At 64.0% G+C, this 20086-nt stretch carries 19 protein-coding genes; 9 read left to right on the forward strand and 10 right to left on the reverse strand.

Annotated features, from left to right (window positions below; genetic code table 11):
* Positions 1 to 58 precede the first annotated feature (58 nt).
* Together AC1RGE_RS26280 and AC1RGE_RS26285 are read right to left on the reverse strand one after the other, a co-directional pair.
* Positions 59 to 1150 (reverse strand): ABC transporter ATP-binding protein, encoded by a 1092-nt coding sequence (locus AC1RGE_RS26280; protein WP_019093895.1) that lies wholly within the window; start codon positions 1148 to 1150, stop codon positions 59 to 61.
* Positions 1151 to 1299: 149 nt separating this feature from the next.
* Positions 1300 to 2217 (reverse strand): LysR substrate-binding domain-containing protein, encoded by a 918-nt coding sequence (locus AC1RGE_RS26285; protein ID WP_011058712.1) that lies wholly within the window; start codon positions 2215 to 2217, stop codon positions 1300 to 1302.
* A gap of 283 nt (positions 2218 to 2500) precedes the next feature.
* Here AC1RGE_RS26285 and AC1RGE_RS26290 point away from each other — a divergent pair, with 283 nt between their 5' ends.
* A complete protein-coding gene (locus tag AC1RGE_RS26290) occupies positions 2501 to 4084 on the forward strand; it encodes a zinc-binding metallopeptidase family protein (protein ID WP_103290615.1) in 1584 nt (527 codons plus the stop codon).
* Positions 4085 to 4369: 285 nt separating this feature from the next.
* On the opposite strand, the gene AC1RGE_RS26295 is transcribed toward AC1RGE_RS26290, so the two are convergent.
* The 5 genes from AC1RGE_RS26295 to AC1RGE_RS26315 form a co-directional block, all read right to left on the reverse strand.
* Positions 4370 to 5578 (reverse strand): methyltransferase, encoded by a 1209-nt coding sequence (locus tag AC1RGE_RS26295; RefSeq protein ID WP_492585272.1) that lies wholly within the window; start codon positions 5576 to 5578, stop codon positions 4370 to 4372.
* Between the two features lie 48 nt (positions 5579 to 5626).
* Positions 5627 to 6316: an ABC transporter permease gene (locus AC1RGE_RS26300; RefSeq protein ID WP_011058716.1), complete on the reverse strand. Its 690-nt coding sequence runs from the start codon at positions 6314 to 6316 to the stop codon at positions 5627 to 5629.
* A complete protein-coding gene (locus AC1RGE_RS26305) occupies positions 6316 to 7008 on the reverse strand; it encodes an ABC transporter permease (protein ID WP_011058717.1) in 693 nt (230 codons plus the stop codon). The genes AC1RGE_RS26300 and AC1RGE_RS26305 overlap by 1 nt, the downstream gene beginning before the upstream one ends.
* 65 nt (positions 7009 to 7073) lie before the next feature.
* On the reverse strand, positions 7074 to 7826 hold the full coding sequence (locus AC1RGE_RS26310; RefSeq protein WP_492585274.1) for an ABC transporter substrate-binding protein: 753 nt from the start codon (positions 7824 to 7826) through the stop codon (positions 7074 to 7076).
* Between the two features lie 13 nt (positions 7827 to 7839).
* Positions 7840 to 8613: an ABC transporter ATP-binding protein gene (locus AC1RGE_RS26315; protein WP_011058719.1), complete on the reverse strand. Its 774-nt coding sequence runs from the start codon at positions 8611 to 8613 to the stop codon at positions 7840 to 7842.
* 831 nt (positions 8614 to 9444) lie between these two features.
* On the opposite strand from AC1RGE_RS26315, the gene gabP reads away from it, so the two are divergent.
* From gabP to AC1RGE_RS26330, 3 genes are all read left to right on the forward strand, one after another.
* On the forward strand, positions 9445 to 10836 hold the full coding sequence (gabP, locus tag AC1RGE_RS26320) for a GABA permease (RefSeq protein ID WP_011058720.1): 1392 nt from the start codon (positions 9445 to 9447) through the stop codon (positions 10834 to 10836).
* A gap of 188 nt (positions 10837 to 11024) precedes the next feature.
* On the forward strand, positions 11025 to 13055 hold the full coding sequence (locus tag AC1RGE_RS26325) for a DKNYY domain-containing protein (RefSeq protein WP_492585276.1): 2031 nt from the start codon (positions 11025 to 11027) through the stop codon (positions 13053 to 13055).
* A 358-nt stretch (positions 13056 to 13413) separates the two neighbouring features.
* Positions 13414 to 13734, forward strand: a complete 321-nt coding sequence (locus AC1RGE_RS26330; protein ID WP_011058722.1) for a hypothetical protein — start codon at positions 13414 to 13416, stop codon at positions 13732 to 13734.
* A gap of 82 nt (positions 13735 to 13816) precedes the next feature.
* Here the strand turns inward: AC1RGE_RS26330 and AC1RGE_RS26335 are convergent, their stop codons facing one another.
* Complete coding sequence (locus AC1RGE_RS26335; protein ID WP_011058723.1) at positions 13817 to 14227, reverse strand: hypothetical protein; 411 nt, start codon at positions 14225 to 14227, stop codon at positions 13817 to 13819.
* A gap of 259 nt (positions 14228 to 14486) precedes the next feature.
* On the opposite strand from AC1RGE_RS26335, the gene AC1RGE_RS26340 reads away from it, so the two are divergent.
* The 3 genes from AC1RGE_RS26340 to gltS are packed head-to-tail and all read left to right on the forward strand — an operon-like array spanning position 14487 to position 17430.
* On the forward strand, positions 14487 to 15212 hold the full coding sequence (locus tag AC1RGE_RS26340) for an IclR family transcriptional regulator (protein WP_011058724.1): 726 nt from the start codon (positions 14487 to 14489) through the stop codon (positions 15210 to 15212).
* Positions 15213 to 15230: 18 nt separating this feature from the next.
* The gene (gene hutG, locus AC1RGE_RS26345) at positions 15231 to 16169 is read left to right on the forward strand and encodes a formimidoylglutamase (RefSeq protein WP_492585278.1); all 939 of its coding nucleotides are present in this window, start codon (positions 15231 to 15233) and stop codon (positions 16167 to 16169) included.
* A 52-nt stretch (positions 16170 to 16221) separates the two neighbouring features.
* Positions 16222 to 17430: a sodium/glutamate symporter gene (gene gltS, locus AC1RGE_RS26350; protein WP_011058726.1), complete on the forward strand. Its 1209-nt coding sequence runs from the start codon at positions 16222 to 16224 to the stop codon at positions 17428 to 17430.
* Here the strand turns inward: gltS and AC1RGE_RS26355 are convergent, their stop codons facing one another.
* Together AC1RGE_RS26355 and AC1RGE_RS26360 are read right to left on the reverse strand one after the other, a co-directional pair.
* Positions 17431 to 18408 carry an alpha/beta hydrolase family protein gene (locus AC1RGE_RS26355; protein ID WP_492585280.1) on the reverse strand — a complete coding sequence of 326 codons (978 nt, stop codon included), beginning with the start codon at positions 18406 to 18408 and terminating at the stop codon, positions 17431 to 17433.
* A gap of 49 nt (positions 18409 to 18457) precedes the next feature.
* A complete protein-coding gene (locus tag AC1RGE_RS26360) occupies positions 18458 to 18787 on the reverse strand; it encodes a hypothetical protein (RefSeq protein WP_041751913.1) in 330 nt (109 codons plus the stop codon).
* 122 nt (positions 18788 to 18909) lie between these two features.
* Between AC1RGE_RS26360 and AC1RGE_RS26365 the strand changes: the two genes are divergently transcribed.
* Both AC1RGE_RS26365 and AC1RGE_RS26370 read left to right on the forward strand, forming a co-directional pair.
* On the forward strand, positions 18910 to 19251 hold the full coding sequence (locus tag AC1RGE_RS26365; RefSeq protein WP_492585282.1) for an isochorismate lyase: 342 nt from the start codon (positions 18910 to 18912) through the stop codon (positions 19249 to 19251).
* Positions 19252 to 19503: 252 nt separating this feature from the next.
* Positions 19504 to 19962, forward strand: coding sequence for a hypothetical protein (locus tag AC1RGE_RS26370; RefSeq protein WP_019093885.1), 459 nt, complete (start codon positions 19504 to 19506; stop codon positions 19960 to 19962).
* Positions 19963 to 20086: the final 124 nt, after the last annotated feature.

Below are 20086 nucleotides of genomic sequence, written 5' to 3' on the forward strand. Positions count from 1 at the left end.
GGGCGCGCCGGCCGATTATTGTTATGGGAGAGCTGTGCGCGATGGGGGAGCGGCCGGCTCAGGCTTCCAGCAGGAAGCTGTGGCGTACCGGCCAGCTCAGCCACACCGGGGTGCCGCTGGGCAATCGGGCGCCGGGGTGGTCGCCGGGCACCGAGAGGTTCACCGGTGCCAGTTCCGGGCTGATGTTCAGCGCCAGGTGGGTGCTGGAGCCCTGGTACACCCGCTCGCCGAGGCAGGCGGGCAGCACGTTGTGCTCGCCGGCTTGCGGGCGCTCGGTGTGCAGGGTCATGTGTTCCGGGCGTACCGCCAGCAATTGCGGCTGGCTGCTGATTTCCCCGGACGTGGTGGCCTGCAGCGGGCTGTCGCCAAAGCGTCCGCTGGCCTGGCTGCCGTTGCGGGAAATGCCTTGCAGCGGGAACAGGTTCATCTTGCCCAGGAACTCGGCGACGAAGCGGTTGCGCGGGCGGTCGTAGATGGTTTCCGGGGTGTCGATCTGTGCCAGCCGCCCCTGGTTGAAGATGGCGATGCGGGTCGACAGCGCCAGGGCTTCACCCTGGTCATGGGTGACGAAGACGAAGCTGGTGCCGACCTGGCGATGAATGCGTTGCAGCTCGGTCTGCAACTGCTCGCGCAGGTTCTTGTCCAGGGCCGAGAGCGGCTCGTCCAGCAGCAGCATGTCCGGCTCGAACACCAGGGCCCGGGCGATGGCGACGCGCTGTTGCTGGCCACCGGAAAGTTCGGACGGCTTCTTGTTCAGGTGGGCGCCCAGGCCCACCACTTCGAGGATGTGCTTGACCCGGCGCTGGCGCTCCTCGGCTTTCACGCCTCGGATGCGCAACGGGTAGGCGACGTTGTCGGCCACGCTCATGTGGGGAAACAGCGCGTAGCCCTGGAACACCATGCCGTAGTTGCGTTTTTCCGCCGGCCGCCGGCTGATGTCCACACCGCGCTCCAGCAGCTTGCCGGCGCTGGGGGTGAGGAAGCCCGCGAGGATCATCAACAGGGTGGTCTTGCCTGAGCCCGAGGGGCCGAGCAGGGTGAGGAATTCGCCTTGGCGAACGTCGAGGTCGATGCCGTCCAGGGCAGTGAAATTGCCGTAGAACTGGCTGATTCCTTGGGCGCTGAGTTGAGTCGAGGGACTGCTGGACACTACGGAGATCTCCCGCAAAGCCGGCCTGCGCTATGGAATTTTTATTGTCGGAACAGCAGGCGGTCGGCTCATTATTGTGAAAAGCAACGCCACATCAATGGAATAATTTTTGTCTCATTGGTGAGTGAAATTTCCCAGTCGCGAGCGCCTCAGGGTTCGCCGGAGGGGGCGTCCGAGATGTGCTGGGCGCTGGTCTGCAACTGGTTCTTCAACCAGGCGCTGAAGGCCTGGACCACCGAGCGCTCGGCCTTGGCCGGGTCGATCACCAGGAAGTAGCCGCGCAAGGCGCTGATGCTGATGTCGAACGGGCGCACCAGCAGGCCCCGGGCCAGGGCGTCGCCACTGAGCAGGTTGTCGCCAATCGCCACGCCCTGGGCGGCGATGCAGGCCGACTGGGCACAGTGCGCATCGGAGAAGGTGATGCCGCTGTCGGCGTTGACCTGGCTGGCGCCCGCCGCTGCCAGCCAGACCCGCCAGTCGCTGGTGTCGCTCATGTGGATCAGCGGGAAGTCCTTGAGGTCCAGTGGGGTCTTCAGGCCGCCGATGGCGTTGATCAGGCGTGGGCTGCACACCGGTGAGAAGCGCAGGGTAACGATCTGCTCCACCAGCAGCCCCGGCCAGTCGCCGATGCCATAGGCGATGAACAGGTCGGCTTCGGCGTCGCTGGTGTCGTCCTGGGAGCGCGGGCTGACCACCTGCAACTGCACCTGGGGGTACTGGCGCAGGAAACCGTTGATGTGATTGCACAGCCAGAAACTGGCGAACCCCGGGTTGCAGCTGATGCGCAGTTTTCCGGACACCGACAGGCCGTCGAAACGCCGCCCGGCGTCCTGGATGTCGGCCAGGATGCGCCGCACCTCCCGGGCATAGCACTGGCCCTGGTAGGTCAGGCCGATGCCGCGCCCAACCCGTTCGGTGAGGGCAAAACCCAGGCTCTGTTCCAGGCTGATGATCTGGTGGCTGATGGCGCTGCGGGTCAGGCTCAGTTGCTGGGCGGCAGCAGTGACGCTGCCCAGCCGGGCGACCGCGTCGAGGGCGCGCAGGGCGGTGATCGAGGGGTAGCGCATACAACCTCCGGGTCAAGGGAACCTGTGTTCGACGGCGTTCGTATTCCGCACATAGTGCGGCGCAGTATGGGCCGCCCTCTCGGCAAACTGGTCAATTTACTTTGACATTGCCGCCTAAAAAATTCGATTGATGTAATCGGCGCTTCACCAATACTGAGCCTCGATCCGGCCTTTAGCCGACCGGACAAGCCTAATAACAACAAGAGGTCCCGCAGGCCGAGTGGGGGCGCTGTGGCGTCCTGGCGCCGGCCGGCCGGAACCTGGATAACCAGGAGTGCCGCGGATGTCCCGTTACAAAGAATTCGCCATGGATTGGGTTGAACGCCACCGCCAGCAACTGTCGGACTGGCACCAGATCATCTGGCATTACGCCGAGCCGGCCTTTCGTGAATACAAGTCCAGCGCCTGGTACGTGCAACTGCTGGAAGCCGAGGGCTTCACCGTCGAGCGCGCCAGCGGCGGCATGCCCACGGCCTTCTGCGCCACCTTCACCCAGGGCCAGGGACCGCTGCTGGCCACCTACGGCGAATACGACGCGGTGCCCGGCAACTGCCAGGCGGCCACTACGCGCAAGCAGCCGCGCGATGGCCTGTCGCGCTTCGCTCCGGGGCACACCGACCCGCACTCGGCCCTGGGCATCAGCGCCCTCGGCGGGGCCCTGGCGGCCAAGGCGACCATGGTGGAATTCGGCCTGCAGGGCAGCATCAGGTTCTTCGGCGAGCCGGCGGAAAAGCTCCGCGCCTCCAAGCCGGTCCACGCCGCCAAGGGCTACTACGATGACCTGGATGCCGCCATCAGTTTCCACCCCACCTACATGTTGCCGCTGAACAACACCACCACCTGGGACACCCACTGCGGCATCGCCTACGCCTACATCTACAGCTTTACCTGCGAGGATCCGCAGAACTGGATCGCCGCCGATCGCTACAGCCCGATCCCGCAGAACCATCTGGCGGCCCGGGCGCCGGGGGCCAACGACGCCCTGGTGCATTTCTACACCCTGAACGAAAGCCTGCGCCGTTCGACCCTGCCGTTCACCGGCCTGTGGAGCTACAACGAAGCGATCCTCACCGCCGGCCAGGCCACCGCGGACAACCTGCCGCCGCACCTGTCGCAGATCCAGTACCTGCTGCGCTGCGATTCCATCGAGCAGGCCGAGACCATCTCCCAGGTCATGGACAACAACGCCGCAGCGGCCGCCATGGCCACTGGCTGCCGCTGGAAAAAGACCTGGGTGTGCAAGTCCCGGGGCGGCCTGCCCAACCACATCATGGCCCAGGCCACCTACGACAACCTGGCGGCGGTGGGCGCTCCACAGTGGGACGAAGAAGCCCGGGAGATCGCTCGGGAAATCCAGCGCAACCTTGGCCTCGAAGCCATGGAACGGCCATTTCTGCCGGCCACCGAAGCCTTGATCGAACCCCAGGAATGCGAGCGCCAGATGCGCCTGCAAATGCCCGCCTGGCAGAACTACCTGACCTCCGATGACTACCCGGAATACACCTGGCACTGCCCCACCGTGCGCCTGCTGGTGGCCCGGCCGATGCTCAGTGCGCCAGCTGGCACAGTCTATCCGGACTGGGTGTCCAACGCCCTGGGCGGCATCCGCCAGACCATCGACCCGATGATCGAGGTCGCCGCCAAGACCATTGCCGCAACCCTGGTGGACCTGCTGACCGACGAGGCGTTGCTCAGCGCGGCCAAGGCCGAGTTCGTCGAGCGCACCGGTGGCGGTATCGGCGGCAGTCGCTGGCAGGCGCCGCTGCTGCCCGAGGACTTCAAGGTGCCCCACGATTTCCGTTGGCCGGAGTACATCAGTACCGCCCGGGGCGAAGAATGGTGGATCCCGGCGCGAGCGGACGAATAGCCCGCGGCAGGAGGTGACAGAGCCTGTGGAAACGGCCTGGACGAGAGGGCGTTATGCCCGTTCGTTCAGGTGTTTATGCACAACGGATGGGTTGCCAGGGCCTGGACGGGCCGGTTTTGTGGACCGTTTCTCATTCCTTGCGCAACTGGCTGTTTTTTCGACAGTTTATTTTGTGAACAAAAAATGACCAGCCTCTGTTTTTGGCTCCAGGCCAGGCTTTCATGGGCTTTCATTGAATTCCATCAACAGACTTATCCACAGGTCGCGACAGGCCGTCGCAGGCTCTCAACGCTCCGCCAGAAGCAGCAGATTGCGCGGGGTCAGGTGCGCAGGGCAGAAGGTGCCCAGGCGTACCTGGTAGCCCTGCTGTTGCAGAAACAATGCCCGGTCCAGCACCAGCCACAGTTCCAATGGCCGGCGGAACAGGCCGCGCAGCAGTTCCAGGTTGCGCACCTGGGCCAGGCGCTGCCAGCCGGCGGCTTCCAGGGCCGGCCAGTCTGGCTGGCCCACTTTGGATAACTCCTTGAGCACGGCAAGGTCGCGGCAGTAGTCGGCGAAGGGCTTGTCCAGCCAGTGGCTGGGCAGGGATGGCGTCGGCAGGTATTCGTCGAGGCCACGCACTTGCCGTTGCAGCAGGTCGAATGCCAGGCGGCGGGCCATGGAGGTGTCGCGCTGACGCCGAACTCGGGCACCGGCAGTGACGGTTTCGCTCATGGGCAAGGCCAGGTCTTCCAGGGACAGGTCCAGGGGGGATGCCTGGGCGGCTGTGGATAAGCCCTGGTAGTGGCTGGCGCGGGTGCGGTTGTAGCAGCAGGGGGCGATGGCCAGCTGTGGACAACCCTGCTGGCTGGCCAGCTGGATCAAGCGCACATGCAGATCGCCGCACGCGTGCAGGGCCACTGGGGTGTGTCGGGCATCGAGGTGGCGGTCGGCGTCGGCGGCCAGTACATCCTGGTGCAGGTGCCGGGCAGGCAGGCCGTGGTGCTGGCTCAGCTGCGCGCCGCTGGTCACCAGCGCCGGATCGTATTCCAGGCAGGTCAGTTGTTGTCCGGGCTGCAGCAGGCGCCGCCCCAGGTGGCCCTTGCCCGAACACCAGTCGAGCCAGTGCTCGGTTGCCTGGGTGAAGTGCAGGCGGCCGGCGAAGGCTTCGATCTGCTGCCATTTGCGCCCGGGGACGTCGACACTGAGGCGCTGGCGCAGGGGCGGCAATGCCTGGCCGGGCCATTCGGCCACGGCAGACAGGGCCCCGGAGCGCGCGGCCAATTCGCCGAAGGGGGCGGGTGCCTGGAGGTGTTCCGGGTGGTTGTGGGCAGCCTCGGCGTCTTCCAGGGTGCGCTGGCGCAGCCACTGGGCGAGTTCCGGGTAGGAGGTTTCCCAGGGCAGGTGCAGATACTGGAACGGACGAGGCCGCCAGAGATCCTGGTGTTCAAGCAGGAAGCCGTCCAGGGCCTGGAAGCGATCGAGCAGCGCGGGGCCTTGGAGGATGGCGGGCATGGTGTCGAGTCCGGGGCAGACCCGCTCCCTGGCGGGAGCGGGAGAAGATCAGCGTCCCTGGCAGGCGTCGACCCGCAGCCAGCGTTCCAGTTGGCGGAAGGCCTGGACCAGGATGAACGACATCAACAGGTAGAACACCCCGGCGGTGAAGAACATGTCCACCGTCAGGTAGTTGCGGGCGATGATGGTGCGCGCCATGCCGGTCAGCTCCAGCAGGGTCACGGTGCTGGCCAGGGAGCTGGCCTTGAGCATCAGGATCACTTCGTTGCTGTAGGCCGGCAGGCCGATGCGCGCCGCCCGCGGCAGGATGATATAGAACAGCGCCTTGGGCCGGGACATGCCCAGGGCCCGCGCGGCTTCGATCTCACCGGGGGGAATGGCCTGGATGGCGCCGCGCAGGATCTCGGCGATGTAGGCCGCGGTGTGCAGGGTCATGGTGGCGGTGGCGCACCAGAACGGGTCGCGCAGGTAGGGCCACATGAAGCTGTCGCGCACCGCATCGAACTGCGCCAGGCCGTAATACACCAGGAACAGCTGCACCAGCAGCGGCGTGCCGCGAAAGAAGAAGATGTAGGCGTAGGGCAGGGCGCGCACGTACCAGAGCTTGGACGAGCGGGCGATGCCCAGCGGGATGGCCAGCAGCAGGCCGAGAATCACCGCGATGCCCACCAGCTCCAGGGTCAGCGTCGCGCCCTGGATGAACTTCGGCAGCCATTTGTAGATGACTTCCCATTCCATTACGTCGTCCTCACAAAGCCGCGGGCGGCGCGTTTTTCCAGGAAGTGCATGCCGGTCATGGCCAGCACGGTCAGGCCCAGGTACATGAAGGCCGCGACCATGAAGAAGGTGAAGGGATGCTTGGCGAAGGTCACGGCGTTCTGCGCGTGGCGCATGATTTCTTCAAGGCCGATCACCGACACCAGCGCGGTGTCCTTCATCAGGATCATGAACAGGTTGCCCAGGCCCGGCAGGGCAATGCGCCACATCTGCGGCAGGATCAGGCGGCTGAATATCCGAAACTTGGAAAGGCCCAGCGCGGTGCCGGCCTCGCGGTGGCCCTTGGGGATGGCCAGGATCGCGCCACGAAACACTTCAGTGGCATAGGCGCCAAAGCACAGCCCGAGGGCGATCACCCCGGCGAGAAACGGACTGAGGGCCAGATCGGGGTTGCCGAAATGCTCGCCCAGCGCGCTCATCATGTTCACCGTGCCGTAGTAGATCAGCAGCACCCACAGCAGTTCCGGGACGCCGCGCACGATGGTCGAATAGGTTTCGCCAAGCCAGCGCAGTGGCTTGTACGGGGAAGTCTTGGCCAAGGCGCCGAGCAGGCCGAGCACCAGTCCCAGGCATAACGCCGAGAGGGCCAGCTTGACGGTCATCAGCGCGCCGGCGGCGAGCGCCGGGCCGAATCCGTAGAGATCGATATTCATGGGGTCTGGATGGCTTTGCTAAGGACCGGCGCCCAGGGGGCGAGCGCCGGTCAGGCAAGTCAGTATCAATAGATGCTGAACGGGAAGTACTTGTCGTTGATCTTCTTGTAGGTGCCGTCGGCCACGATTTCCTTCAGGGCGGCGTTCAGCTTCTCGCGCAGTGGATCTTTCTTGCGCACGGCAATCCCGATCTTGTCGCTTTCCACCATTGGCTCGCCCTTGAACTCATAAGGCTTGCCCGCGTCGCTCTTGAGCCACTCGTAGTTGACGTACTTGTCGGCCAGGATCGCGTCCAGGCGGCCGGAGGTCAGGTCCAGGTAAGCGTTTTCCTGGGTGTCGTAGAGCTTGATGGTGATGTCGTCGCCCAGGTTGTCTTCCAGCCAGGTACCGGCCAGGGTCGCCCGCTGCGCGCCGATGATCTTGCCCTTGAGCGAGGCCTTGTCGGTCTTGAAGTCGGTCCTGGCCTTGGGCGCGATGAACTGCAGCTTGTTGGAGTAGTACGGGTCGGTGAAGTCCACCGCCTGCTTGCGCTCATCGGTGATCGACAGCGAGGAGATCAGGAAGTCGAACTTCTTCGCGTTCAGGGCCGGAATGATGCCGTCCCAGTCGGAGGTGACCACGGTGCACTCGACTTTCATCTTGGCGCACAGGGCGTCGCCGATGTCCTTGTCGAAGCCCACGACCTGGCCGCTGGCGTCCTTGTTGTTGAACGGTGGGTAGGCTGCTTCGATGCCCATCTTCAGGGTCTCGGCGGCAGCGCTGGCGCTGAAGGCCAGGGTGACGGCAGCGGCCAGGAGGATTTTCTTATAGCTCTGCATGCGTGTAGCTCCGTTAGCGGTTGCTGGACATGAATTGTTTGCAGCGTGCCGAAAGCGGGTTCTCGAAGACCTGCTGTGGCGATCCTTGCTCTTCTACCAGACCCTGGTGCAGAAACACCACTTCGCTGGAGACCTGACGGGCAAAGCTCATTTCGTGGGTGACCAGCAACATGGTGCGGCCTTCTTCGGCCAGGGCGCGGATCACGTTGAGGACTTCCTGGACCATTTCCGGGTCCAGGGCCGAGGTCGGCTCGTCGAACAGGATGACTTTGGGTTGCATCGCCAGGGTCCGGGCGATGGCGGCGCGCTGCTGCTGGCCGCCGGACAGCTGTGCCGGGTAGGCGTGGCGCTTGTCGGCGATGCCGACCTTGGCCAGCAGCGCCTCGGCCACTTCGATGGCCTCGGCCTTGCTCTGGCCCAGCACCCGGCGTGGCGCCTCGATGATGTTGTCGAGCACGCTCATGTGCGGCCAGAGATTGAAATTCTGGAAGACGAACCCGATTTCGCTGCGCAGGCGGTTGATCTGCTTGCCGTCGGCGGCTACCAGCTCGCCGTTTTTCGCGGCCTTGAGCTTGAGCTCTTCGCCGGCTACCAGGATCTGCCCCTGGTGCGGGTTTTCCAGCAGGTTGATGCAACGCAGGAAAGTGGACTTGCCGGAGCCGGAGGAACCCAGGATCGATATCACGTCACCGTCGCGTGCGGTCAGCGAGATACCCTTGAGTACCTCCTGAGTGCCGTAGCGTTTGTGCAAGTTGCGGATTTCAAGCGCGGGCGTGGCCTCAGCCATGTGCGGTCCTCATTGAGTTCATTGTGCTCCTGCTGTTGGGCGGCCTTCCTGGCGAGGCGCCAATTAGGGTCTGTTCCCGCTTGGTGACGAGCCGCGTTGCTGGGCCAAACGGCGCGAGGCAAGGCGCGGGATGCCGCCAATGGTTGTTCCCTTGGCAAATCCCGCAACGCAGCCTCGCGCCGTTTGGCACGCAACCCGAAGGGACGGAACCCACTGGGCACAGGGCGGTGTTGCTCGGAGCTTATTTGGAACAACCAAACCGCGCTCCTCGCGCCTTGCCCTGTGCCCAGTGGGCTCCCGTCGCGGCCTGTCACCAAACGGGAACAGACCCTAGCATAGGGTTCCAAGCGCAGCCAACAGCGCTACCGGAGGTAAACAGACGGTGTGTGGCAGGTTGTCGCATCAGCACAGAAGACTGTCGCCCCATCAACAACCGAACGCCTGTTTGAACCCTGGATCCGCCTGAAATCCGGTAGGTGTCGCGTAAAAAAAGGCGCGATGGTGCCAGCTTTGGCCGGGTGTTGGAAGGGTTAACGGGCCAAAGGTCATGGATCTGCACTCTAATCGCTCATCGGCTGCTTTTCGGGTGTGTTTTTGGTGCGCCATTTCGTCCTGCAAGTGAGTCGGCCGGTAACGAAATGGCGAAATGCCATTGTTCTCAATGACTTGGGATTTCCATCGGTCGGCTCGCCAACCCTTGTTGCCCGGGGTTCTGTAACATTTTGGCGCAATTCTTGCGTGCGATATAAAGAACGCCCTGTTGGATTCTTTTTACGAGAACGAATGCAGACCGGGTGGAGTTACTCTTTTTTCGTTGCAAAGGTGCTTTTCATGAGCGGTACGCAACTCTCCAATGACCTCGAACAGGGGCTCAAGCCGCGGCATGTGACCATGCTGTCGATTGCCGGTGTGATCGGCGCAGGCCTCTTCGTCGGCTCCGGCCACGCCATTGCCGAAGCCGGCCCCGCCGTGCTGCTGGCCTATGCTGCCGCCGGCACCCTGGTGGTGCTGGTGATGCGCATGCTGGCGGAAATGGCCGTGGCTTCGCCGGACACCGGATCGTTCTCCACCTACGCGGACCGCGCCATCGGCCACTGGGCCGGTTTCACCATCGGTTGGCTGTACTGGTGGTTCTGGGTGCTGGTGATTCCCCTGGAAGCCAACGCTGCCGCGACCATTCTGCATGCCTGGTTCCCCAACGTGGCGATCTGGGTCTTCACTCTGGTGATCACCCTGCTGCTGACCGCCACCAACCTGTTCAGCGTGAAGAACTACGGTGAGTTCGAGTTCTGGTTCGCCCTGATCAAGGTGGTAGCCATCATCGGCTTCGTGATCCTCGGCCTCGCCGCCATCTGCGGCCTGCTCCCCAACAGCCAGGTCAGCGGCGTATCGCATCTAGTGGACACCCAGGGCTTCATGCCCAACGGCATGGGCGCGGTACTGGCCGCCATGCTGACCACCATGTTCTCCTTCATGGGCACCGAGATCGTCACCATCGCCGCGGCGGAATCCCACAACCCGGGCAAGCAGATCTCCAAGGCCACCAATTCGGTGATCTGGCGGATCGGCCTGTTCTACCTGGTATCGATCTTTATCGTTGTGGCCCTGGTGCCGTGGAACGACCCGAGCCTGGCCCAGGTCGGCTCCTACCAGACCGTGCTCGACCGCATGGGCATCCCCAATGCCAAGCTGATCGTTGACCTGGTGGTGCTGGTGGCCGTGACCAGTTGCCTGAACTCGGCGCTCTACACTGCCTCGCGCATGCTGTTCTCCCTGGGCAAGCGTGGCGATGCCCCGGCCGCCGCCAAGCGCACCAACGCCAGCGGCACGCCTTACTGGGCGGTGATCCTGTCCACCGCTGCGGCCTTCCTCGCGGTGTTCGCCAACTATGTCGCTCCGGCGGCGGTGTTCGAATTCCTCCTGGCCAGCTCCGGCGCCATCGCCTTGCTGGTGTACCTGGTGATTGCCGTCTCGCAACTGCGCATGCGCCACAAGCGCATGGCTGCCGGCGAGAAGATCGCCTTCCGCATGTGGCTGTTCCCGGGCCTGACTTACGCTGTGATCGTGTTCATCGTCGCGGTGCTGGGCATCATGCTGTTCCAGGAAGAGCACCGGGTGGAGATCCTCGCCACTGGCCTGCTGAGTGTCATCGTCATCGCTGCCGGCCTGATGGTGGCCCGTCGGCGCAAGGCCGAGCGCAATGGTGCCCTGGCACTGAACTGACGGTTTGCTCCGCTCTTTATGAAAAGGCCGCGCTCAGAAATGACCGCGGCCTTTTTCATGCCCGGATGCAACTTTGGGGGGGGCTGCTGGTGGCGGGCAGAGGCTCGCTCGCGGCCTGGCGACGGGGCGCTTTACCCACCCGGGGCGCCTGCTGATAATCCTCCACTCGGTTAGCTTGGGATGCAGCGATGAAAGACCTGGATATGGATGATGCCGAGTGGGAACTGCTCGACCTCGAATGGCATCAAGGGTTCGCCTTCGTGGAAGGGGCCCTGTTGGTGGAGGAGCGAGCCCGTGACGTGTACCTCATGCTGCAGCGTGAAGGGCGGACCCCGGCTGAGCAGGCTTGCCAGGCCGCGACCGAGCAATTCCCGGCTTCCCCCCTGGTAGAGGGCGAGCCGCTCTGGCGACATCGTGTTCATCGGCACCTGCTGCGTGATGCGCGGGCCGATTATTATGCGTTGCCCCGTTACTTCGCGCGTTATGGCTACCACCCGTTGCAAGCCTTGCCGGTGCGTGTGTGTCGGGGCTTGCAGAGCCTGGGCCATGACCATTGGCGTGATCAGTGCCGTGCCTACTTCTGTCATGACTACGGGCAGGAGGTGATCGACGGCGCGCAGCCTGAGCGCCTGGCGCTTGTGCACCCGGTGCCAGAAAACTGGCCTGCGGGGTCGGTGCTGTTCAGTGACGGGGACAAGGTCTTCCTCGGCGCCCGAGCGATCGCCAGCGCGGAGCAGCAGGTACGCGGTACCAACCATCCGGCTTATCAAGTGATCAGCGGCCAAGTCTGCCGGGGCGGCGTTGTGCTGCATCAGAAGGACGGTTCGCCGTTGCCGATTGCCAATCCGGATGGCTTCCAGATGCTGGCCTGGCGCTGGGGTACGGATGGGCATTCGGTGATCGTCCAGGCGCAGCAGGGCTCGAGCATCGCCTATGAGTATTTCTACCGCATCGACAACGTCGATCTGGCGACTTTCAGCGTGCTCAACGAGCGCTACGCCAAGGACGCACGCCGGGCTTATTACCTGACCGGAAAAACCCTGCGCTATGTCGGTGACTTCCGCCTGCTGAACCGTGTTCAGTCGGTGTTCGATGCCGGTGGCCGGATCTTGAGCCAGAGTGAAGCGGCGGACCCGTACTTTGCCGTGGACGATCAGTTCGTCTACTGCAATGGCACCCGCCTGCGTGGTGCCGATGGCCCGAGTTTCCGTCACCTGGGATTCGACTACTACGCTGACCGGCATCGCGTCTACCGGCGCAGCAAGCCGCTGGACGTGGATGTAGAGAGTTTTGTGGTGGCCCAGCTGGAGCGTGGCGAAGGCAACTATTCGCCGTTGCTGGTGGGTGACAGGCACGGCCCGCTCGGTTCGGATGGGGTGATCGATGACATCATGCTGCAAGAGTGGTCGGCGTACTTCGAGGCGCATCCGCAGTTGCAAGATTATTGGTGGCATCGCTTGCAGGCACCATCGGCGTCAACAGCCCAGGCCTTGCGTTCCATCGGCTCCGGGTTCGAGCTGGGGAGCCAGGTGCACTTCCATGGCCGCCCCATCAATGGTCTGGATGCCGGTAGTTTCAAGCTGCTGGACACACACCTGTGTGGCGACGCCAATGGCTTGTATCTGATCCCCTTTCATCGCGCCGAGACCCGGGTGCCGGAGCGATTCTCTTCGGCCTGCGCCGATCATTACCGTGCCCTGGGCGGCCCGTACCTGACCGATGGCCAGAGGGTTTTTTGCCACAGTGTCTTTTATCAGGTGCCCGAGCCTATGGCCAAAGCGGATCTGGCCAGCTTCGAGTCATGCGGGCATGGCTGGGCCCGGGACAAGGGGGCGGTGTACTACTACGGCGCAAGAAAGAAGCCCCTCGACCCGGCGTACACTCGCGTCATGGGCAGCTACGCCTTCACCGCGACACTGATGTTTGCTGCCGGCAAACCGCTGGAGGTTGAATTCAGCCCGGAGGAAGTGATGGTTCCTCATCCGGACTTTCTGCAATTGGGCACGCGCAAGCTGTTCTGTGGCCGGCGGCCGGTGAGTGCCAAGCGCATCGACCTGGCCAGCCTGGAGTTTGTTGCCCAGCGCTATGCCCGGGACAAGCAGCGTTTCTACCAGTACGACGGTTACGCGACGCTCAGCGAAATCAGCGCCGAGCAGTACCACCAGGCACTGAAGAAGGCCCCGGCAGGGGACGCCGACTCTGAGAGTTTGGCGTTCTGAAAGGCAAAAAAGGCTGCCGTCAGCATTGACGGTGGCCTTTTTGCTGGATTTGTGACTTGTTACATGGCGTTTCATGGACAGCCCGCTGGCGAAATAGTAGCCTGCGCGCTCTTCGATAAGAGCTCTTGCGTGCCAGCGTGAGAGGAGCTATGGAATAGCGCTGTATTGCAAGGGATTGAATGCTTGTCGGGGCCCTGAATCCGCCTTCTGCCTCTGTCCCTTGTTCCCTGCGTAGCCGCCATGGTTCCTGAGTGTCAGCGCCTGCCTGACAGTCCCGGCTCGAAGAACGAGCATTCAGGGTTCAATGGTGATCGCCCGGCCATTGGTCCCTTAAAGAAAGGGCGGCAAGGAGACGCGCATGGCGTTCACTAAAATCATCTTCAAAAACCCGAACACCGGAGCCATCAAGGAAGCGCCAGTTGGTTTCTCCTGGACCGTGTTCTTCTTCGGCTTCATCCCGGCGCTGTTCCGCGCCGACTGGAAATGGGCTGCCATCATGTTCCTGCTGGCCATGTTCACCTTCGGCCTGAGCAACCTGGTGTTCATGTTCATCTACAACAAGCTGTATGTACGCGACCTGATCGGCGCAGGCTTCAAGGCCCAGTCCATCGCCAGCGGCGACCTGAACTTCGCCAGCTCGCGCATCGGCATGGAAATCCCTCGGCTGGAAGCTGCCTGAGCATCACGCCAGGCTGTTTAGCTGAAACGGAAAAGGGCGCATTCATTGCTGAATGCGCCCTTTTTTCATGCCCGGAAGAAACTCAGCCTTCGGCGCTGAACAGTGCCTGGGATGCGGCCATGTAGTCGGCCTGGAAGGCCTCGGACTCGATCCAGGCCAGGGCCGTGGCCTCGTCGGCCTCGGTGGACCAGTTACGGTATTCGATCAGCGCCGCAAGGATGAAGTCCGTGGCGCCCTGTTCGCCCTCCTGCTCATAGACCAGCTCCAGCAGCGGGTCCGAGAGGAAGACCGTGCACAGCGCCTGCTGGCTGGTTTTCTCGGCGTCGCGCATCTTCACGAACAGCTCGGTCAGGTCCACCGATTCGAAGTCGATGCGGCTGTCGTTGGGGTCCAGTTCCAGCTCCGAGGTCGGTGCAGTGCGCTTGGCGCGGTTCTGCTTGGCCTTGGCCTTTGCCCGGGCGGCACGTTTGTGTTGTTTGTCGATCGATGCCATGGGCGTCTTACCTTGTTGCGCAAAGGGGCGGCGCTCGCGGATTCGGGGCGAACGGCCGGTCAGGCGGGAAAGGATGCCAGCAAATCGCTGCGCTGGCACTCGCCAAGGCCTCAAGGCGGGTACCGACGATCCTGCATGGGCCGAGGTCCATTGCGGCGCAGCACCTGTGCCAAAGGTTTTTTGCAGCCTTTTCCCACTGCCTGGGAATCTGATTTCATTTGCCGGGAAACTCCATGCACCATGGCTGCAAGAGGCCGCTATGCACTACCACACGCCCACTGACCGTCTGCTGCAAATACTCGTGGCCCTGGGGCAATCCCCGGAGGCCATGTCTGCCAAGGAGCTGTCGCTGAACCTGCAGCAGCCCCTGAGCAGCACCTATCGCCACCTCAAGACCCTGCTGCGCTGGGGGCTGGCCCAGGACAATGGCCAGGGCCGTTACCTGCCCGGGCCTGCTTGCCTGCAACTGGCGAAGAAGTTCGACCGCGAAGGCCTGCTGGTGACCCTGGCCAAGCCGGAGCTCAACCGTCTGGCCGAACTCAGCCAGGAAAGCGTCGCGCTGATGGTGCCAAGCAACGGGCAGGCGATCTGCATCGAGCTGGTGGACAGCCCGCAGCCCTTGCGCTGCTGCTACCAGAAAGGCCTGGCGCAGCCGCTGCTGCTGGGCGCCTCGGCCAAGGTGTTGCTGGCCTACATGGAGCCTGAGCTGTGCTTGTCGATCCTGCGCCAGCAGGGCGTCGAGGAGGCGGATTTCGCCGCGCACCTGGACAGCTACGGGGCCATTCGCGCCGCCGGGCATGCGGTGAGCCTGAGCGAGATCGATCTGGGCATCTGGGGTGTCAGCGCGCCCTTGCTGGACAGCCGTGACCGCTTGCAAGGCGCCATCAGCCTCATGGCCCCGGCGTTCCGCGCCGAACAGCGCAGTGAGCGGCTGATCCGCTGGACCCGCGAAGCGGCCCAGCGCCTGAGCGCCCGAATGGATTGAATTGACTGGAGCAAGACCATGATCAGCAACGCCCCCATGCACCTGTGGCAGGGTCGTATCGACCTGGCCGAAGGCCTTGCCGCCCGGCGCTGGCACCAGTGGGTGCAGCCCTGGGCCGTACAGCAGCCGGCGGGTATCGCCTTGCTCGGGCTGGCCTGTGACGAGGGGGTCAAGCGCAACCAGGGGCGCACCGGTGCCAGCCAGGGCCCGGCAGCCTTGCGCGCGGCCCTGGCCAACCTGGCCTGGCACGGCACCGGACCGCTGTACGACGCAGGGGACGTGACCTGCACCGACCACCACCTGGAAAGCGCCCAGAAGCGCTACGCCGAGCGCCTCGGCCTGTTGCTCGAACAGGGGCACCTGGTCCTGGGGCTGGGCGGTGGTCATGAAATCGCCTTTGCCAGCTTCAGTGGCCTGGCCGATCACCTGCGCCGCCAACAGCCCTGCCCGCGCATCGGCATTCTCAATTTCGATGCCCACTTCGATCTGCGCCATGCGCCGCAAAGCAGCTCCGGTACGCCGTTCCGGCAGATCGCCGAGTACTGCCGGCAGGCCGGCATGCCTTTCGAGTATTGCTGCCTGGGGGTCAGCGAGTTGAGCAACACCCAGGCGCTGTTCGAGCAAGCCCGGGAGCTCGATGTGCGCTACCTGCTGGACCGGCAGATGCAGGGCTGGAACCTGCCGGCAGTCGAGGCCTGCCTGGACGCTTTTCTCGACGGTATCGACGTGCTCTACATGACCCTGTGCCTGGATGTGCTGCCGGCCAGCCAGGCTCCCGGCGTCAGCGCGCCCTCGGCCCACGGGGTGGATGTGCAGGTGGTCGAGCACCTGGTACGCCGTGCTCGGGCCAGCGGCAAATTGCGCGTGGCCGACATTGCCGAACTCAATCCCGGGCTCGACCAGGACCAACGCACCGCCCGCGTGGCCGCGCGTCTGCTGGCCAGCCTGATTCACTGAGGGGCATGCCCCTCGCCGCGCAACACCACAATGACAAGAAGAGATGTTTGCCATGCCGACTTTTGAATTGGACGCGCTGACCACCCTGGCGCTGGCCCTGATCCTGCTGGGGGTGGGAGCCCAGCTGAAGAAACGCAGCCGCTGGCTGACCCAGCTCTGTGTCCCGGCGCCGGTGATCGGCGGTTTCGGCTTTGCCCTGATCGTCTGGCTGCTGCGCGATCAGCAACTGCTGGCGATCAAGCTCGACACCGCGATCCAGACGCCCTTGATGGTGGCGTTCTTCACCACCGTGGGCCTGGGGGGCAGCCTCGGCCTGCTGCGTCGTGGCGGCAAGATCCTGTTCGTCTATCTGGGGGCCTGCTGGTCCCTGGCGCTGCTGCAGAACCTGGTGGGGGTCGGTGCCGCCAAGGCGCTGGGCATCGACCCGCTGCTGGGCATCATGGCCGGTGCGGTGTCCCTGGAGGGTGGCTTTGGCGCGGCGGCGGCCTTTGGCCCGATCGCGGAAAACCTCGGGGCGGTGGGGGCCACCACGGCGGCCCTGGCCTCGGCCACCTTCGGCATGGTTGCCGGCGGCTTGCTGGGCAGCCCGCTGGCGCGCTGGCTGATCGAGCGCAACCGCCTGCAGATCCAGGCCGATCAGGTCAGTACCCTGCAGCACCTGGAAAGCGCTGCCCAGGGTTCGGTGGCGCCTTTGGATGCACCGACCCTGCTGCGCCTGCTGACCTGCATTCTGCTGATCATGGTGCTGGGTTTCTGGATCGGCAGCGCGCTGAACGAGCACCTGGGCATCGTCCTGCCAAGCTACGTGGGGGCGATGTTCGTGGCGATCATCCTGCGCAATCTCAATGACCGGGCGCGGATCATCGACATCCCCGACAGCGCCGTGAGCACCCTGGGCGACGTATGCCTGGGGGTGTTCCTGACCATGGCCATGATGAGCCTGAAGTTCTGGGAACTGGAACAGCTCGGCCTGCCGCTGCTGGTGATCCTGGTGGTGCAGGTGCTGGTGATGGTGCTGCTGTGCGTGTTCCTGCTGTTCCGCCTGTTTGGCGGCAACTACGACGCGGCGGTGTTGTGTGCCGGCTTCATGGGCCACGGCCTGGGGGCCACGCCCAATGCGGTGGCCAACATGGGCGCGATCTGTGATCACTACAAGGTCTTTTCCTACAAGGCCTTCATCATCGTGCCGCTGTGCGGTGCGGTATTGATCGACATCGTGGCGATCCCGCTGATCACCTGGTTCATCAACGCCTTTGCCTGATCAGCGCCCCGGCGTCAGCTCTTGCCCTGGGCTGTTCGGGGCCGGGCTTGCGTGCTGCAGCCAGTGCAGCAGCAGCGGCCAGAGCCGGCTTTCGAAGCGGCTGTGGAAGAAGGCGAAGTGGCCGATCTCGACCTCACCGATGTCCTCGGGGCGAATGCGCCAATGGGTGCGCGTGCTGTTGTCGAAGTAGCCCAGTAGCCGCTCGATGGCTGCCACGGTGCCGAAGGGGTCGTCGCTGACGCTGATGGCGAGGATCGGGGCGCTGACCTGGGCGAAGGGCTGCCCACTGCGCTCTGCGGCCAGCCTGCGGCCGCTGGGGCGGCCTTCGTAGCGTGGGTGCGGGGTGGCCCAGTCGCGGACCACCCCGGCGGGGGTGTCTTCCATCCAGCCCAGGCGCTTACCGGGGAAGTAGCCGTACAGGCGGGTCAGCAGGGGCATCAGCACATGCCACTTGCCCAGCATGCGCCAGCGCTGGGCGGGCACGTAGTCGCGCCAGTAGGCGAACTGCGCGCCCATGGTGGCCGCGCGGCGGATCACCCCGGCGGAGGCCGCCAGGCCCAGGGCGCAGCCGCCGAAACTGTGGCCCACCACGTCGATCGGTTGCCCGGGAAACTCGCGCCGGGCGCGTTGCAGCATGGCTTCGAAATCCAGAGCGCCCCAATCCGACCAGGATGCCTTGAGCCCCTTGAGCGAGGCCGGGCGCGACTCGCCGATGCCGCGGTAGTCGTAGGTCATCACGTCGAAGCCGTTGGCGAACAGGTAGTCGGCGAAGCGAAAGTAATAGCGGCAGCGCACCGAGGTCGCGGCGTTGATGATCACCACTGCGCGCGCCGGATCGGCTTGCGCGTGGCGCCAGCTGAAGCCGCCAAGACGGAAACCGTCCGCCGCCACTTCGCTGAAGCGTTCACTGGGGCCGGGCGCCGGCTCGGCAGTGGCGGGGCCGGCGGCCGGCAGGTCGAGCGAGGACAGCAGGGACATGGGCGGTTGTTCCTTGGCGGCTGTAACGGGCAGGGCCGACCCCTGGCGTTCAGCGACGATTTTTTTGTGCGCCCATTAATACCCGGGCGATCCACAGCGCGGCAACTGCCAGGGCACCCAGCAACAGGGTGCTGGTGCCCTGCCAGAGCAGCTCGATATAAAACTTGGTGGGCTGCAACGCCTGGCTGTAGGCGAGCTTCGGCCCGGCACGGTTGCTGGTGACGATCTGCCCGTCCAGCAGCGCGCTTACCAGGGTCCAGCCCAGCAGCGCAGTCAGTGCCAGCAGCACGCTGCCGATCAGCAAAAAAAACCAGGCCCCGCTGCGGGTCTTGCCGGGCTGGGGGTGGGGCAGGCGGACTCGGGTTCGCTTCTGGTTCACGAGAGCAGTTCCTTTGCGCCCGGATGGGCGGATGCCTGCAACTTTACTCCCAGGCGGGCCCATGGGAATAATCCGGGCCCGGTCGAGCCCGGGTATCCCTATTCGTCGATGGAGCCTTGAGCATGGAAGTGAAGAACCAGATTAGCCCGGAACAATGCCAGGGCATGGACGATATCCGCCGGGAAATCGATGTCCTGGATCGAGCGGTCATCGCCTTGCTCGGCGCGCGCTTCCAGTACGTACTGGCGGCATCGAAATTCAAGACCTCGGCGGCCACCGTGCGCGCCGAGGAGCGTTTCAAAGCCATGTTGGCCACTCGTCGCGATTGGGCGGCGGCCGAAGGCCTGAACCCGGATGCCATCGAGAAGATGTACAGCGATCTGGTGCAGCACTTCATCGCCGAGGAGATGAAGCATTGGCAGGCGGCGCAGGCTCCGAGCCGAGGGGCTGGTCCCCTAGCCTAGGTACCTTTGGTTAAAGGCCTCACGCCGAATCGATCTAAACCGCCCTGTGTCAGGTTTTACACTCAATAGCAGGAGCTATGGGCGAGCCTGGTTGCACAAGGCGAGCGAGGGTTTTAATTCGGCTTCTGGCCTGAGACATGGCCTGGCCATTCAAGATGAAGCAGGGGAGACCCGGGCGCTGCCGTCCCGGGGCTAGAGGCCTGACGGTGGCGTCCCATTCAGTGGTTCGAGACGAACCCGGGAGTGGTCATCATGAAGTCCTTTTCTATGAGTGTCCTGTCAGGTGTTATCGCGGTGCTGCTATTGGCCGCACCAGTGAGCGTGCGCTCCGCCTCCACCAGCAATGAGCCGATCGACCCGGCTGGCGTGCAATTAGAGCCGCTGCAACAGAACGGCATTTCCTATGTCAGCGGCGGCATCGGCCTGGACGAGTCGCGGGCCATTCAGCAGGCCAAGGGTTACAACCTGCACATGACCTTTTCCGTCGGCTCAGGGAATGAATACACCTCGGATGTCGATGTGCTGATCCAGAACCCGCAAGGGCATCAGCTGTTGAGCCTGAGCGGAGTGGGCCCGATCGTCTTTGTGCAGTTGCCGGCCGGCAGATACCAGGTCATCACCACCCGCAAAGGGCTGGAACAGCGCAGCATGGTCGACATGGGCGTGGCGACCATGCGTGATCTCAACGTCCACTGGAATAACGGTTACTGAGAGAGGGCTGGAATGTTGCCCGGTGCTGAGTCTGGGCAATGGCCAATTGCACGCATGAAAAGCCCTGAATCGAGTGATTCAGGGTTTTTGCGGGTCGCTGCCAAATCAGCGGCCGGGTGTAGGA

The organism is Pseudomonas sp. GW823-FHT02C05 (genome assembly GCF_058797595.1).

Bases quoted from the DNA above. Each gene is read 5' to 3' on its own strand.
- AC1RGE_RS26365 (WP_492585282.1), top strand. From the start codon at position 18,910: ATGGAAGTGAAGAACCAGATTAGCCCGGAACAATGCCAGGGCATGGAC.
- AC1RGE_RS26305 (WP_011058717.1), bottom strand. From the start codon at position 7,008: ATGAATATCGATCTCTACGGATTCGGCCCGGCGCTCGCCGCCGGCGCG.
- AC1RGE_RS26295 (WP_492585272.1), bottom strand. From the start codon at position 5,578: ATGCCCGCCATCCTCCAAGGCCCCGCGCTGCTCGATCGCTTCCAGGCC.
- AC1RGE_RS26335 (WP_011058723.1), bottom strand. From the start codon at position 14,227: ATGGCATCGATCGACAAACAACACAAACGTGCCGCCCGGGCAAAGGCC.
- AC1RGE_RS26290 (WP_103290615.1), top strand. From the start codon at position 2,501: ATGTCCCGTTACAAAGAATTCGCCATGGATTGGGTTGAACGCCACCGC.
- AC1RGE_RS26310 (WP_492585274.1), bottom strand. From the start codon at position 7,826: ATGCAGAGCTATAAGAAAATCCTCCTGGCCGCTGCCGTCACCCTGGCC.
- AC1RGE_RS26325 (WP_492585276.1), top strand. From the start codon at position 11,025: ATGAAAGACCTGGATATGGATGATGCCGAGTGGGAACTGCTCGACCTC.
- AC1RGE_RS26355 (WP_492585280.1), bottom strand. From the start codon at position 18,408: ATGTCCCTGCTGTCCTCGCTCGACCTGCCGGCCGCCGGCCCCGCCACT.
- AC1RGE_RS26300 (WP_011058716.1), bottom strand. From the start codon at position 6,316: ATGGAATGGGAAGTCATCTACAAATGGCTGCCGAAGTTCATCCAGGGC.
- AC1RGE_RS26285 (WP_011058712.1), bottom strand. From the start codon at position 2,217: ATGCGCTACCCCTCGATCACCGCCCTGCGCGCCCTCGACGCGGTCGCC.
- AC1RGE_RS26330 (WP_011058722.1), top strand. From the start codon at position 13,414: ATGGCGTTCACTAAAATCATCTTCAAAAACCCGAACACCGGAGCCATC.
- AC1RGE_RS26340 (WP_011058724.1), top strand. From the start codon at position 14,487: ATGCACTACCACACGCCCACTGACCGTCTGCTGCAAATACTCGTGGCC.
- AC1RGE_RS26315 (WP_011058719.1), bottom strand. From the start codon at position 8,613: ATGGCTGAGGCCACGCCCGCGCTTGAAATCCGCAACTTGCACAAACGC.
- hutG (WP_492585278.1), top strand. From the start codon at position 15,231: ATGATCAGCAACGCCCCCATGCACCTGTGGCAGGGTCGTATCGACCTG.
- AC1RGE_RS26370 (WP_019093885.1), top strand. From the start codon at position 19,504: ATGAAGTCCTTTTCTATGAGTGTCCTGTCAGGTGTTATCGCGGTGCTG.
- gltS (WP_011058726.1), top strand. From the start codon at position 16,222: ATGCCGACTTTTGAATTGGACGCGCTGACCACCCTGGCGCTGGCCCTG.
- gabP (WP_011058720.1), top strand. From the start codon at position 9,445: ATGAGCGGTACGCAACTCTCCAATGACCTCGAACAGGGGCTCAAGCCG.